The following is a 13,385-nucleotide window of genomic DNA, read 5'->3' as shown; positions in this document are numbered from 1 at the left end:
ATTAATACGTTGGTTGGTTATAAATGACGAAATTTTTAGCTAGAGCTTTGAGCTCTTCTTTGATCGCCGCTTGCTTAGTCTCATTTTCAATATCATCCAAGACATCGGCGATACGGTTTGCAATGAGTTCGAACTCGCTCTCTTTCATCCCGCGTGACGTGAGCGCAGGGCTTCCGATACGGACACCTGATGTGACGAACGGAGAACGAGTTTCACCCGGAACGGTATTTTTATTGACCGTAATTCCTGCACGTCCGAGTGCCGCATCGGCATCTTTACCGCTGAACGGTTTATTCAAAAAGGATACGAGAACAAGGTGGTTGTCCGTTCCGCCGCTGACGATGTCATAGCCGCGCTCCATCAATACTTTAGCAAGGACTGCCGCATTGGCTTTGACTTGCGCAGCATAGACTTTCCACTCTGCTGAGAGGTTGTATTTAAATCCGACCGCTTTAGCCGCGATAACGTGTACCAACGGTCCCCCTTGAAGAGCAGGGAAAATCGCTGAATTGATCTTTTTAGCGATCTCTTCATCATTGGTCATAATCATACCCCCACGTGGTCCCGCAAGCGTTTTGTGGGTAGTTGTCGTAACTACATCCGCATACGGGAATGGGCTTGGGTGTTCACCCGCACATACGAGACCGGCGATGTGAGCGATGTCGGCGAACAAAAGTGCTCCGACGGCATCAGCTATTTCACGGAATTTTTTGAAATCGATTTCACGTGCATAGGCTGATGCACCGCAGACGATGATTTTCGGTTGAACGATTTTCGCGATGTCCATGACACGCTCATAGTTGATACGTCCGTCAAGTTCGACACCGTATGAAAAACTGTGGTAGTTTTTACCCGAAAAGCTTACTTTTGAACCGTGGGTCAAGTGTCCGCCGTGGCTAAGATCCATACCGAGGAGCTTATCTCCCGCTTGGAGAAGGGCAGCATATACTGCACCGTTTGCAGATGAACCTGAATGGGGTTGAACGTTTGCAAAGTTACAACCGAACAACTCGCATGCGCGGTCAATCGCCAATTGCTCAACGCCATCAGCAAATTCACATCCGCCATAATATCGTTTTGCGGGATACCCTTCAGCGTATTTGTTGGTAAATACAGAACCCATCGCTTCCATGACGGCAGGGAGGGTAAAGTTTTCAGAGGCGATCATCTCCAAATGATCGCTTTGACGTTCAAGCTCTTGCTCGCATAAGGTGTAAACTTCGTTATCGTATTCTTTGAGGAAACTCATTCTTCTTCTCCGTGGTGGTTTTGGTTGGTATTGTGGGGTTTCATTGCAGGGAAGAGCAATACATCCCGAATAGAGTGCTGGTTGGTGAGCATCATGACGAGACGGTCGATTCCGATCCCTTGACCGGCGGTCGGAGCCATTCCGTAGCTGAGTGCCGTGACGAAATCTTCGTCCATCTCATGAGCTTCATCATCGCCCGAATCTTTGGCGGCCATTTGTCCCTCGAAACGCTCCAGCTGATCGACAGGGTCATTAAGCTCGCTGAAGGCGTTGGCAATTTCACGTCCTGCGATGAAGAGCTCGAAACGGTCCGTCAGCTCTGGACGCTCGTCATTACGACGTGCAAGAGGGGATATTTCGACCGGATAGTGGGTGATGAAGGTCGGATTGATCAGTTTTTCTTCGACGAATTCATCAAAGAGTTCGCCTTGAAGCTGTCCGAGATTCATTGCCGCATTGGCTTCGAGATTTTTTGATTTCAAAAATGCCAAAATGGAGTCTTTGTCATTGACGATTTCTTCAGGAACACCGCCGATGACGCTAAGACTTTTAACCAGTTCGATTTCGGTGAATTGGTCGAAATCGACTTCGAGCTCGCCATAAGGAAGACGTTTCGGGAGATCGAGATGATCGAAGAGGTATTCAAAATACTCTTTGGTGATGACGATCAAATCTTTATAGGTTTTGAATGCCCAGTAAAACTCGATAGAGGTAAACTCAGGGTTGTGAGTCGCATCCATCCCCTCGTTACGGAAGTTACGGTTGATCTCAAATACCGCTTCAAATCCGCCGACGATGAGACGTTTGAGGTAGAGCTCAGGGGCGATACGTAAAAAACGGTCAATTCCGAGGGCATTGTGATGGGTAACGAACGGCTTGGCATTGGCTCCCCCCGCGATCGGGTGCATCATCGGCGTTTCCACCTCTAAAAACCCTTTATCTTCAAAAAATCGTCGGGTAAGACTGATCACGCGCGAACGGATATGGAATGTTTTGCGCACTTCAGAGTTCATGATAAGGTCAAGATAGCGTTGGCGATAACGCATCTCTTTGTCTTGAATCCCGTGGAACTTCTCAGGAAGCGGTGAGATCGCTTTGGTGAGGAGGGTAAGTTTATCGGCATGGAGAGAGAGTTCCCCGTGCTGTGTCACGAACGGATATCCGCTGACCTCGATAATGTCTCCCACTTCGATCAGTTTTTTAAAAACATCGTTGTAAAAATTCTCAGGGAGGTTGTCTCGTGCAACGTAGATTTGAAGCATTCCGCTCTCATCTTCGATTTTCACGAAACTTGCTTTTCCCATCAAACGGTATAGTTTAATCCGTCCGGCAACCGTGTAATGACGGTGCTCATCACGCTGATCCTCTTTTTTGAAAAGATCGGAGTTGACGTTATGAAATTTTTCGATCGTCGTGTTGCGCTCTGAATGGTTTGCATACGGATCGATACCGAGTGCTCTCAGTGCTCCGGCTTTTTCAATTCGTTGTTGTACGTATTGGTTCTCAAATGCCAATGGTTTTCCTTTTTTATCGATGGTTATTTTTTAGTTTTTTGGCAACTTTTACAGATGCCGTAAATCTGCATAGAGTGTTCTTGCATGATAAATCCCAAGCCCTCTGTAATCTCTTTCTGGCGTGCTTCAATCTGTTCATCTACGAACTCGGTGATATGGTTGCATTGGGTACAGATGATATGATCGTGATGATCTTTGGCGCCGAGTTCGTATTTTTTTCCTTGTGCTCCAAACGAGAGAGAGGTAACCATATCCGAATCTTCGAGCAGTGAGAGGGTACGATAGACGGTCGCGATTCCGGTATTTAGTTCGGGGTGCTTTTGTTGAATCAGATGATGCAGCCCCTCTGGGGTAAGATGTTCATCCGAATTATAAAGCATCTCCAAAATCACTTCGCGCTGAATCGTAAATTTGAGTCCGTTGGCTTTAAGCAATTGTTTGAAATCGCTCAAAAGTTTCGTGTAATCTACGGTTCGTTCGGTGAATTCAGTATAGGCGTTCATCGATTACTTATCCTTTTTATGGTTGTCTGTAGTATTTTCATCGTTTAACAAAGCGGTCGCTTTATCGGTTTCCAAGTGCAAGATAAAATCACCCGTTGCAAACATCGGTTTATAAAAAATACTGTTTGACAATTTGCTCTCAAAATTTTCACGTATTGCCGTAACACTAAAAAGGGCATAAACGATGATAGATACAATAAAGAAAAATTTACTGCTCCCCATTGCAAAACCCAATACCCGATCCAACGGTCCCAAACCGCTAAGAGTACTGAGCTTTTTAAATCCCGATCCCAACGCAACCATCAAAAGCCAAAAAATAGCGAGGGCAAAAATAAATCCGACTAGATTGATCGCAGCGCTGCTTTCAAAATGGAAAAGGGTATCGCTCAAAAAGTTTCCGATAATTCCTCCCAAGTGAGATGCGACAAAAACGCCCCCAACGATGCCGACGAGACCGAAAACTTCTTTTGAAAAGCCGTTCAACAACCCTTTTAGACCGAGTAATAGAACCACCGATCCCACTGCAACGTCAAAATAATTCAAATCCATCAAAACTCCATCTCTAATCGGTCTTTACCATTATTTTTTGCTTTATAAAGGGCAGCGTCTGATCGTTCGATAACGGTATCTATTGTATCTTTCTCTTTAATCTGCGTCATTCCGATACTCAGTGTGACGGTGATTTGCTGATTTTGAAACAGTGGCTTGTTGTTTCGACATAGACTCAAAAGACGCTCGCCCACTAGTCGTGCTCCCTCGATGTCGGTTCGATTGAGGATGATGATAAACTCTTCTCCGCCGAACCTGTAAACTCGGTCACCGTCACGAAGCGCTTTTTTAAACAATTTGGCTAAGAAAATAAGGACTTTGTCTCCGGCAATATGACCGAACTGATCGTTAATCAGTTTAAAGTTATCGGCATCGATCATGAGGGCAAAAATTTCGAAATCGAGCTTCTCTTTCTCTAAAATCGTTCGAAGATGCTCATGAAGCGCATAACGGTTAAACGTTTTAGTCAACGGATCAAGAGACGTTTTGACCTCAAGGCTTTTTACCTGTTCCATCAAAGTGTGGATCACTTCATTGGCGCGGGTCACTTCATCGCTCAAATGGGTTTGAATGTCGTTGAACTTTTCGGTAATTTTTTCAAAATTGATCAGGGCATCCGCGTTGCTTTTTTCGAGAAGTTCGGCATGCTCTTCAGTGATTTTTTCTATTTTTTCATTGGTCTCGGCATACGAATCGATACTTTGAAGCGCTAAGGTTTTATACTCATCTGCCGCGGTATCTCGGTACGCTTGCAGATCAATTTCGCCGGATGCGTATGCTTCCAAGACTTCATGGGTAGCCGCTGCTACAATTTCAGCAAATTCGCTTGGTTCAATCGTTCGTTGATGATTCTTTACCGATTCCAAATGGACGGAGAGCTCTTTGCAAAAATGGAATAAAAATGGATTTATTTGATTGTATTCCACCTGTGACCTTTATAAAATTGAATACCCATACGCTCTTTTTAAGGAGGAAAAAAGGGACAAATAAGAGTTGCTAAAATTAATGCCATTATACTTTTTCAAACATAAATATAACTTTTGCCCTGCTCAATCAGTCCCATTTTAGGATAAATGGATAAAATTCGTCCACTAACAATTAGGTGCAAGAGCACACAGGAGACGATATGAGCACATGGAGCCGATCAAGCTGGAGAGAAAAACCGATTAAACAACAGCCGACTTACCCCGATACGGCGGTTTTGGAACAAATCGAAGCACAGCTGCGCAACTATCCGCCTCTCGTATTCGCTGGAGAAGCACGTACGTTGAAAAAGAACTTTGCCGATGTATGCGAAGGGAAAGCCTTTTTACTTCAAGGGGGAGATTGTGCGGAGAGTTTTTCAGAATTTCACGCTCACAATATCCGAGATACATTTAAAGTAATGATGCAAATGGCGGTTGTCATGACATTCGCAGGCGGTGTTCCGGTTGTTAAAGTCGGACGACTCGGCGGGCAATTTGCAAAACCCCGTTCATCCGATATGGAAACGATCGAGGGTATCAGTCTTCCGAGCTATCGCGGAGACATTATCAACGGAGTTGAGTTTAACGAAGCGGCGCGCGTTCCCGATCCGAACCGTATGGTTCAAGCGTATAACCAATCCGCCGCAACATTGAATCTTCTTCGTGCATTCGCATCGGGAGGATTGGCTGATTTACATCAAGTCCATGCGTGGAATTTAGGGTTTGTCGGACAAAATGATTTAACGAAAAAATACGATGAACTCTCTCGCCAGATTGATGATTCTCTCCGCTTTATGGCGGCATGCGGGATCACATCCGATAGTTACCGTACGTTGCGTGAAACCGATTTTTATACCTCTCATGAAGCGTTGCTACTCAACTATGAAGAGGCGTTTACCCGTCAAGACTCATTGACAGGGGAGTGGTACGACGTATCCTCTCACATGCTCTGGATCGGTGACCGTACCCGTCAACTCGATGGCGCTCATGTTGAGTTTATGCGCGGGATTAAAAATCCTATCGGTGTCAAAGCAGGTCCCTCTATGGACCCTGAGGATTTGATCCGATTGTGTGACATTCTCAACCCTGAAAATGAAGCGGGACGGTTAAATGTTATCGTCCGTATGGGTGCGGATAAAGTTGCGGACGGTATGCCGGCACTTATCCGTGCGATTGAGAGAGAAGGGAAAAAAGTGTTGTGGAGCTGTGATCCGATGCACGGTAATACGATCACGAGCGGCGGCTATAAAACCCGTCCGGTGGAACAAGTTCTCAAAGAGATGAAACAATTTTTCCAAGTACACAAATCAGAGGGAACGTACGCAGGTGGGGTTCATTTGGAGATGACGGGTAAAAACGTTACCGAGTGTTTGGGGGGATCGTTCGAGATCACTTCCGAAAATCTAAAAAGCCGCTATCACACGCATTGTGATCCACGCCTCAATGCTGACCAATCACTAGAATTGGCATTCTTGATCGCCGATACGCTCAAAGAAGCGCATCGATAAAGTGTCATTCCCGCGAAGGCGGGAATCTAGCTAACTCAAGAGATGGATCCCCAGATCTACCCTAAAGGGCACGTGAAGTCCGAGGATGACGGGATTACTATTTCTTCTGACATTCGGGGCATATCCCCGAAATCACAATCGATATATCTTCCGCCTTATACTGACTCATTTCCACTGTTTTTTCAAGGATGGAATCCGCATCAAACTCCATATCTTTAAGTTCTCCGCACGATTTACACATGATGTGAGCATGAGATGCTTTTTCAATCTCATATTTTGTTTTTTGCCCCGGAATTTTTACTTCCCGTATCAGAGCTACTTCGAGCATCGTATTCACATTTTTGTACAACGTCGCTAGGGATATTGAACTAAACTTCTTTTTAATCGCATGATAGAGCTCATCAATATTGATATGCCCTGCATGGTGCATCTGCTGAATAATAGCAATACGCTGCGGCGTCGCTTTGAGATGATGAGATTTGAGTAAGTGTTCATGTTTCATAATGGGTAATTATAGACTATAAATAGAGGTATCTTTCATAAAGAAGGGGAAGAGGGGGGAATTTTGAAATAATTTTTAAGATTTCCCCCTAAAAGAGGGGGAATATTAGAGAGATTCGATAATACGGATTAGCTCATCTGGCTTGTTCGAGTATTGCAATGCCGTCTCTTTATTGATGATTTTTTTGCGTAAAAACTCAACAATCTCTTGCGTTTGAGTCGTCATACTCGTACCTTGCTGATTCAACTGCATTTGGGAATAGAGTTGATGCACTTTGTCTTCACGGATAAGGTTGGCGATAGCAGGGTTGGTAATCATAACCTCTTGCGCCGCAATACGCCCTCCGCCGATTTTAGGTAACAGCGCTTGGGAGATTACCGCGATAAGAGAGGTGGAGAGTTGAGCACGCACTTGAGGCTGTTCGTCTCCGCCGAAAACGTCGATGATACGGTTGATGGTTTGAGGCGCGGAGTTGGTGTGGAGGGTTCCGAATACCAAGTGTCCCGTTTCAGCGGCCGTCAGAGCGGCTGTGATCGTCTCTTTATCCCGCATCTCCCCGATCAGGATAACGTCGGGGTCTTCACGCAGGGCATATTTAAGTGCGTTCGAGAAGCTTTTGGTATCGGTTCCGACATTGCGGTGCGAGAAGAGCGATTTTTTATTGGTATGGACGAACTCTACGGGATCTTCGACCGTGATAATATGGCGTGCTTCGGTGAGATTGATTTCGTTGAGCATGGCGGCAAGGGTAGTCGATTTACCGCTACCGGTCGGTCCTGTGACGAGGATAAGCCCTTTTTCCCGTTTAATCAACTCTTTGAAGATTCGTTTTGCATTCAGATCATCGAGTGAGGGGATGGTTACGGGGATGATACGAAATGCGCAGGCAATATCGTCCATCGTTTTGTAGTAGTTGGCACGAAAGCGGCCGACATCAGGGATAACGATCGAGAAGTCGAGTTCATTTGCTTCCTCAAACGCTTTCTTTTGCTTCTCCGTTAGGAGCGAGTAGGCGATTTCTTCGATGAGATGCCCATCCAATACGGGCAGATTCAGTGCGACAAGACGACCGTCGATACGGATCTGCGGTTCAGAACGGCTTACGAGATGCAAATCGGAGGCTTTGTAGGCCACGACACTTTTGAGGAGTTTATAAATATCTAACGCTGCATTCATGAGAGGAATATCCCTTCGTAGTAAGATGGATCAAATCCGACGATAAGCTGGTCTTTATATTCGATGACCGGACGTTTGATGAGCAGATTATGGTTGCCCATCCACTCTATTTTACCGTTATCATCAAGGTCAAGCCCTTTTAACCCTAATGTTTTATAGGTTGTCCCTTTGGTGTTCAAGAGGATCGAAAGGGGTGCATGAGCTGCCCATGTTTCGATTTTTTCACGGGAAACAGGGGTCTTTTTGAAATCATGGAAAGTGTAAGCGATGGCGTGAGCATCTAAAAAAGTGAGTGCTTTTTGGACGCTTCCGCAACTTTTGATTCCGTAGATATGGGTCATCGGTTACTCGATAATTTTGGGAACGATGAAAAAATGCTCTTGTGCATGGGGCGCATGAGAGAGAATATCATCGTTAATAGCGCGATCAACACTGCCGACATCTTCACGAAGGCGGGTCGCTGAATCGGACATCGCAAACGTAGCATCCACACCTTCGGTATTGAGTTCGGAGAGATTATCGACAAAGGAGACGATTTCACTTAGCTGTGCAATCATCTCTTCGCGGTGCTCTTGCGGGATCTCTAGAAACGAAAGTTTTTCTAATCGTTGTAACAAAGTTTCGTCAATTTGCATGGTTAACCTAAGTTGTGATAAATTTATAAAAATAATTGTACCCTAAAAAGAGGTTTACTTAACTTTAACGTAGGGTAAGATATTATTACCCCATTAATGAGCAGTGAGAGACAGGAGCCGTTTTGAGTCTAAAAGAGAATATGGAAGCCGTAAGAGAAGAGTTGAATTCAGAAGAGAAATTTTTTGAAAGTGCCATACGTACGGAACGTTTCGTAAAAAAATATCAAAAACCTTTGATCGCTGTCGTAGTGACGTCATTATTGGCTGTCGGAGGGGCAATCGGCTATCAGGCGTATACGCAGGCGAAAATTGAGAGTTCCAATGCGGCCTTTAATCTCCTGTTGGCGAATCCTGCCGATACCAAAGCGGAGCAGACATTGAAAAATGACAATCCGGATTTGTACGATGTATGGAAACTTTCACGCGGGATTTCACAAAACGACGTGAGTATCCTTGAGGGACTTAAAAACTCAAAATCTTTTGGTGTCGCCGACATCGCATCGTATGAAGCGGCTGCGATAAAAGGGGATGTTCAATCACTGGATCAATACACTAAAAAACAAGGTGCTCTCTATAAAGATATGGCATTGCTTGAACTTGCGGTGAATGCGTTAGAAAAAGGGGATGTAAAAACAGCCAATGAAAAATTATCGCTTATCAGTGCGGAATCTCCTCTTAATCAAGTCTCCGGAGCGCTTGCTCATTACGGAGTAAAATAATGAAATTGCTTAAAATTGCTGTATCTATCGGTGCAGCGGCACTCATGTTTAGCGGATGTTCCCACAAAGAGGTTTATAAACCTGAGAATGTAAAAGGGGAATGGCGTACCGCCGGACATTTGAGCTCATCGATTGTTCAATCTTCACAATCAGCCGCATTGCTGGATAACGGTCATCTATTGACTAAAGACGGGGAAAAGAACATGAAAATCCCTGACAACTATCGTCTTCTCAATGTCAGTGATACCTGGATTATGACAGAGAGTCCGGAAAAGAATCTGGTGCTTTTTCCGGAAGACGGTACCGATGCAAAGGTGACGTTCGAGTTTAAACGTACGGTTGCCGCTGCCAGTATCCAAGACGATACCGTAGCCGTTTTATTCGCCAACAACGAAATGGCACTCTATTCCCTCGAGAGCAAAAAACTCCTTTTCAAAGAGAGTGCTAATGCGCCGATAGCGGTCGATTCTCGAATCGCTAACCCCTATTTTCTCAAAGAGCTCGTATTGTTTTTAACGCTTGATGGAAAAATCGTGATCGTCAACTCCGAAACCAAGCAGATGCTCCGTTCGGTAGTTGTCAGTTCGGATGAATATTTTAACAACATCACCTATATGAACGTTATTGATAACAACCTCGTAGCCTCGACCGGCAGCGGCGTTTTGGCTCTCGCTCAAAAAGAGGCACGGGAAAAGTATGAAATCCGTAATATTGCTTACACGGCGGATGGTATTTGGCTCACGACTAAGCAAGGGGAGATCATCGCCCTTAGTCCGACGTTACAGTACAAAGCGAAAAAGAAATTCCCGTTTGCCCATTTCGTAGGGATCAGCGTTCAAAATGACCGTGTCTACGCATTGGAACAAGAGGGGTACATGATCGCTCTTACCAAAGACCTTTTGGCACATGATGTGTATGATGTCGATATGGACAGCGACAACAAAATCTTCCTCGGAGACGGACGTTTCTACTTTGACGACCGCTATATCAATATCAAATAATGTCGAAAGAGCTTGAGGCTTTTATCGAATACATCACTGTTATCAAAGCCCTCAGCCCTCGAACCATCGAGGCGTATGCTCATGACTTGAACGGCATCGAACAGCTTGCCGCGAAAAGTCTCACGCAGATCGATTCCGCTCTCGTTTTCAAAATTCTGGGATCGATCACCAACAAAAGAACCTTGAATCGAAAGCTCTCCGCATTTAACTCATTTCTCGATTTTTGTCATCGTAACCGATTTGATTCCCTCTCTGCGAAATTTCCCCTCTCCAAAATCCCGAAAAATCTTCCGAAATACCTCCCGTTTGAGAGTATCCAATCCTCACTGGCTTTGATTGATCGGAGTGATTGGATCGGATTGCGTGATTACGCCCTGATCCTTTTTCTGTATGCTTCAGGATCTCGCATCAGTGAGTGTTTGATTGCGCAGGAGGGGGACATCGAGGGAGAATGGCTCCGTATCCGCCACGGAAAAGGGGAAAAAGAGCGCTACGTTCCAATCGCTCAGGAGGCGTTAAAAGCACTCAGAGCCTATCAGGAAGCCTCTCCCTATCACAACCGCCCGCTCCTATGGCTCAACTATCGAGGAGAGCCTCTCAGCCGTATTTCGGCGTTTAAAATCACCCAAAAATATCTCGGAGTCTCGCCCCATGCTTTGCGTCACTCCTATGCGACGGCACTGATCCTCGGCGGAGCTGATTTGCGCGTTGTCCAAGAGCTTCTCGGACACGCGTCGCTCCTCACCACCCAGATATACACCCATGTTCAAAAACAGAATCTCCAAGAGACGGTATTGAAACATCATCCGATGGCACATTCTTGATTTTCGTCAAGAGTATATTTTCTTCTTAAGGTTATCATCCCTTATTAAAAAAAAGGAATACCTATGACCTATGCTTCATTTACGGCGGATGTTGTCTATGGCGATACACATCCCCTTATTACTCCGCTTATCACAAACGAGTTTACCAAAGAGATACGGATCGTATTCCGTGCAGGGCAGTCGATGAAAGCCCACAAAACATCGTTTCCCATTACGGTAATGATTGTATCGGGTGAGATCGATTTCGGTATCGCTGATGAGAGGATGATATTCGGAGCGGGAGATGTGGTGGCATTGGAGCCGAATGTTCTCCATGATCTCAATGCCCTCGAAGACTCAATAGTGCGTCTGAGTTTGCATAAAAGCGATAGTGTCGCACGGGTTAACGGGGTACTTAAGTTATAATAGCATTATGATTTTATGTGACATCGGAAATACCTCGGTTGATTTGTTCATAGACGCTAAACGCTCCAAGTCTCGTGCGGATAATTTCGATCCCGCGACACTTGGGGGTGATGACGTCTACTACGTCTGCGTCAATGCCGCTATCAATGAGCGTATTCGAGATCTTGCGAATTGGCATGATCTGCGGGAACTCATCGATTGGGATAAATACTATCCTACGATGGGGATTGATCGGATCATGGTGTGCGAAGCGGTAGAAGAGGGTGTTATCGTCGATGCGGGAAGCGCCATCACGGTCGATGTGATGCGCGGCGGAGTTTATCAAGGGGGATTTATCTCTCTTGGGCTTCGCCCAGCACAAGAAGCGTATGCGAGACTCTCGAACGCGTTGGACGTGTCATTTAACTTTGAGGTAGATTTGGCTAAAATGGCGAAAAATACCCCAGACGCCGTGGCGGTCGGTTTTTTGGCTCCGTTGGTTGAAAAGATAGAGCGTCTCGGAAAACCCATGTATGTGACCGGAGGGGACGGCGTGCTGTTGTCTCGCTTTTTTAGCGAAGCAGTGGTGGATGAAGACCTGATCTTCAAGGGGATGAAAAAGTTGATAGAAAAAGGTGTTAAATGCTAAGTGTCGCACTCCCAAAAGGGCGAATTGCCGAAGATACGTTGGAAATTTTTGAGACGATTTTCGGGAGCAGTTTTAAATTCGATGATCGAAAATTGATTTTAGAGACGGAAAATTTTAAATTTTTATTGGTACGGAATCAGGATGTTGCGACGTATGTGTATCATCAAGCCGCAGACATCGGTGTTGTGGGGCTCGATACACTCGAAGAGCAGGGATTGGACGTGATTCGTCTCCTTGATTTGCAAAAAGGAAAATGCCGTGTCGCTATCGGGATGCGTGCGGGAGAGAAACCTGACTTTACGAAAAGTGAGATCAAAGTAGCGACCAAGATGGTGAATATCACCAAGCGCTATTTTGCCGAGCGTGCAGTTGCCGCCGATATTATCAAACTCTACGGATCGATCGAGCTTGCCCCCCTCGTAGGGCTTGCCGATATGATCGTCGATGTCGTTGAAACAGGCAGTACGATGAAACAAAACGGGTTGGAAGTGGTTGAGACGATTATGGAATCAACGACCCATCTTATTGCCAATAAAAACAGCTTTTTTGAGAAAAAAAGTGAAATTTTAGATGTGTATGAAAAGATCAATGCCCTTTTGTACGGCAACAAGTAAATATTCACCATTCATTCACAATAAACTTTTACAATTTCCGCAACTAAAAATTAAAAAGGACACATTATGTCAACACACTATTCATCACGTTTTGCCTTAGCAGCGCTACTCGTATCTTCCGGACTTATGGCTGAGGGGTTTTCTACAACAGAATATATTACCGTCACAAAGTCGGTTCCGCACTATTCGACGATTCAAGAAGAGATCCCGAGCGAAAAGTGTTATGACGTACAAGAAAAAGTAACATCAGGCGGAACGAACAATGATGTCGTCGGTGCTGTTGTCGGGGGTGCTTTAGGGGGTGTTTTAGGACATCAAGTCGGCGGCGGAAAAGGTAAAACGGTCGCAACGGTCGGCGGAGCGGTACTGGGAACCCTAGCGGGTCAAAATGTAGGGAGCAAATACAATACGCCTGCTACGTCATCGTATCAAACGGTTCGTAAATGCGAGAATGTAACAACAGTTAAAACACGTCAAGTGCTTGGTGGATATACGAATGTCGCAAAACTCAAAGGCAAAGAGATCAGTGTTGAGAGCGACCAACCGATGAAACAAATTCCCGTAACGATCACCTACAGCTATTAATTCTTCTC

17 protein-coding genes are annotated in these 13,385 nt (G+C 45.3%); 8 read left to right on the top strand and 9 right to left on the bottom strand.

Annotation, left to right across the window (positions count from 1 at the left end; all coding sequences use genetic code 11):
- Position 1: 1 nt before the first annotated feature.
- From VFW36_RS02110 to VFW36_RS02090, 5 genes are read right to left on the bottom strand one after another with little or no spacing between them, the layout of a single operon-like run.
- The gene (locus VFW36_RS02110) at positions 2–1,249 is read right to left on the bottom strand and encodes a serine hydroxymethyltransferase (protein WP_329657172.1); all 1,248 of its coding nucleotides are present in this window, start codon (positions 1,247–1,249) and stop codon (positions 2–4) included.
- The gene (lysS, locus tag VFW36_RS02105) at positions 1,246–2,763 is read right to left on the bottom strand and encodes a lysine--tRNA ligase (RefSeq protein WP_329657171.1); all 1,518 of its coding nucleotides are present in this window, start codon (positions 2,761–2,763) and stop codon (positions 1,246–1,248) included. Before lysS ends, VFW36_RS02110 begins: the two co-directional genes overlap by 4 nt.
- Positions 2,764–2,786: 23 nt before the next feature.
- On the bottom strand, positions 2,787–3,266 hold the full coding sequence (locus tag VFW36_RS02100) for a Fur family transcriptional regulator (protein WP_329657170.1): 480 nt from the start codon (positions 3,264–3,266) through the stop codon (positions 2,787–2,789).
- Between the two features lie 3 nt (positions 3,267–3,269).
- Positions 3,270–3,815, bottom strand: coding sequence for a CvpA family protein (locus VFW36_RS02095; protein WP_329657169.1), 546 nt, complete (start codon positions 3,813–3,815; stop codon positions 3,270–3,272).
- Positions 3,815–4,741 carry a GGDEF domain-containing protein gene (locus tag VFW36_RS02090; RefSeq protein ID WP_329657168.1) on the bottom strand — a complete coding sequence of 309 codons (927 nt, stop codon included), beginning with the start codon at positions 4,739–4,741 and terminating at the stop codon, positions 3,815–3,817. Before VFW36_RS02090 ends, VFW36_RS02095 begins: the two co-directional genes overlap by 1 nt.
- 200 nt (positions 4,742–4,941) lie before the next feature.
- On the opposite strand from VFW36_RS02090, the gene VFW36_RS02085 reads away from it, so the two are divergent.
- Positions 4,942–6,288: a class II 3-deoxy-7-phosphoheptulonate synthase gene (locus tag VFW36_RS02085; protein WP_329657167.1), complete on the top strand. Its 1,347-nt coding sequence runs from the start codon at positions 4,942–4,944 to the stop codon at positions 6,286–6,288.
- A gap of 97 nt (positions 6,289–6,385) precedes the next feature.
- Here the strand turns inward: VFW36_RS02085 and VFW36_RS02080 are convergent, their stop codons facing one another.
- From VFW36_RS02080 to gatC, 4 genes are all read right to left on the bottom strand, one after another.
- Positions 6,386–6,790, bottom strand: a complete 405-nt coding sequence (locus VFW36_RS02080) for a Fur family transcriptional regulator (protein ID WP_329657166.1) — start codon at positions 6,788–6,790, stop codon at positions 6,386–6,388.
- Between the two features lie 105 nt (positions 6,791–6,895).
- Positions 6,896–7,966, bottom strand: a complete 1,071-nt coding sequence (locus VFW36_RS02075; RefSeq protein WP_329657165.1) for a type IV pilus twitching motility protein PilT — start codon at positions 7,964–7,966, stop codon at positions 6,896–6,898.
- The gene (locus tag VFW36_RS02070; RefSeq protein ID WP_329657164.1) at positions 7,963–8,307 is read right to left on the bottom strand and encodes an arsenate reductase family protein; all 345 of its coding nucleotides are present in this window, start codon (positions 8,305–8,307) and stop codon (positions 7,963–7,965) included. The genes VFW36_RS02075 and VFW36_RS02070 overlap by 4 nt, the downstream gene beginning before the upstream one ends.
- A gap of 3 nt (positions 8,308–8,310) precedes the next feature.
- Entirely contained in the window at positions 8,311–8,601 is a 291-nt protein-coding gene (gene gatC, locus VFW36_RS02065) for an Asp-tRNA(Asn)/Glu-tRNA(Gln) amidotransferase subunit GatC (protein ID WP_329657163.1), read from the bottom strand.
- Positions 8,602–8,723: 122 nt separating this feature from the next.
- Here gatC and VFW36_RS02060 point away from each other — a divergent pair, with 122 nt between their 5' ends.
- The 7 genes from VFW36_RS02060 to VFW36_RS02030 all read left to right on the top strand — a co-directional run bounded on the left by VFW36_RS02060 (position 8,724) and on the right by VFW36_RS02030 (position 13,377).
- Complete coding sequence (locus tag VFW36_RS02060; protein WP_329657162.1) at positions 8,724–9,320, top strand: hypothetical protein; 597 nt, start codon at positions 8,724–8,726, stop codon at positions 9,318–9,320.
- Entirely contained in the window at positions 9,320–10,321 is a 1,002-nt protein-coding gene (locus VFW36_RS02055; RefSeq protein ID WP_329657161.1) for a hypothetical protein, read from the top strand. Before VFW36_RS02060 ends, VFW36_RS02055 begins: the two co-directional genes overlap by 1 nt.
- Entirely contained in the window at positions 10,321–11,145 is an 825-nt protein-coding gene (locus VFW36_RS02050; protein ID WP_329657160.1) for a tyrosine-type recombinase/integrase, read from the top strand. Before VFW36_RS02055 ends, VFW36_RS02050 begins: the two co-directional genes overlap by 1 nt.
- Before the next feature lie 63 nt (positions 11,146–11,208).
- Positions 11,209–11,550: a cupin domain-containing protein gene (locus VFW36_RS02045; protein ID WP_329657159.1), complete on the top strand. Its 342-nt coding sequence runs from the start codon at positions 11,209–11,211 to the stop codon at positions 11,548–11,550.
- Between the two features lie 7 nt (positions 11,551–11,557).
- A complete protein-coding gene (locus tag VFW36_RS02040) occupies positions 11,558–12,178 on the top strand; it encodes a type III pantothenate kinase (protein WP_329657158.1) in 621 nt (206 codons plus the stop codon).
- Entirely contained in the window at positions 12,172–12,792 is a 621-nt protein-coding gene (hisG, locus tag VFW36_RS02035) for an ATP phosphoribosyltransferase (protein ID WP_329657157.1), read from the top strand. The genes VFW36_RS02040 and hisG overlap by 7 nt, the downstream gene beginning before the upstream one ends.
- Before the next feature lie 66 nt (positions 12,793–12,858).
- Positions 12,859–13,377 (top strand): glycine zipper 2TM domain-containing protein, encoded by a 519-nt coding sequence (locus VFW36_RS02030; protein ID WP_329657156.1) that lies wholly within the window; start codon positions 12,859–12,861, stop codon positions 13,375–13,377.
- Positions 13,378–13,385: the final 8 nt, after the last annotated feature.

This window comes from Sulfuricurvum sp., from assembly GCF_036279695.1.
Lineage (GTDB): Bacteria > Campylobacterota > Campylobacteria > Campylobacterales > Sulfurimonadaceae > Sulfuricurvum.
The sequence above is the reverse complement of the archived record's forward strand: the minus strand, read 5'-3'. Positions and strand labels throughout refer to the sequence as shown.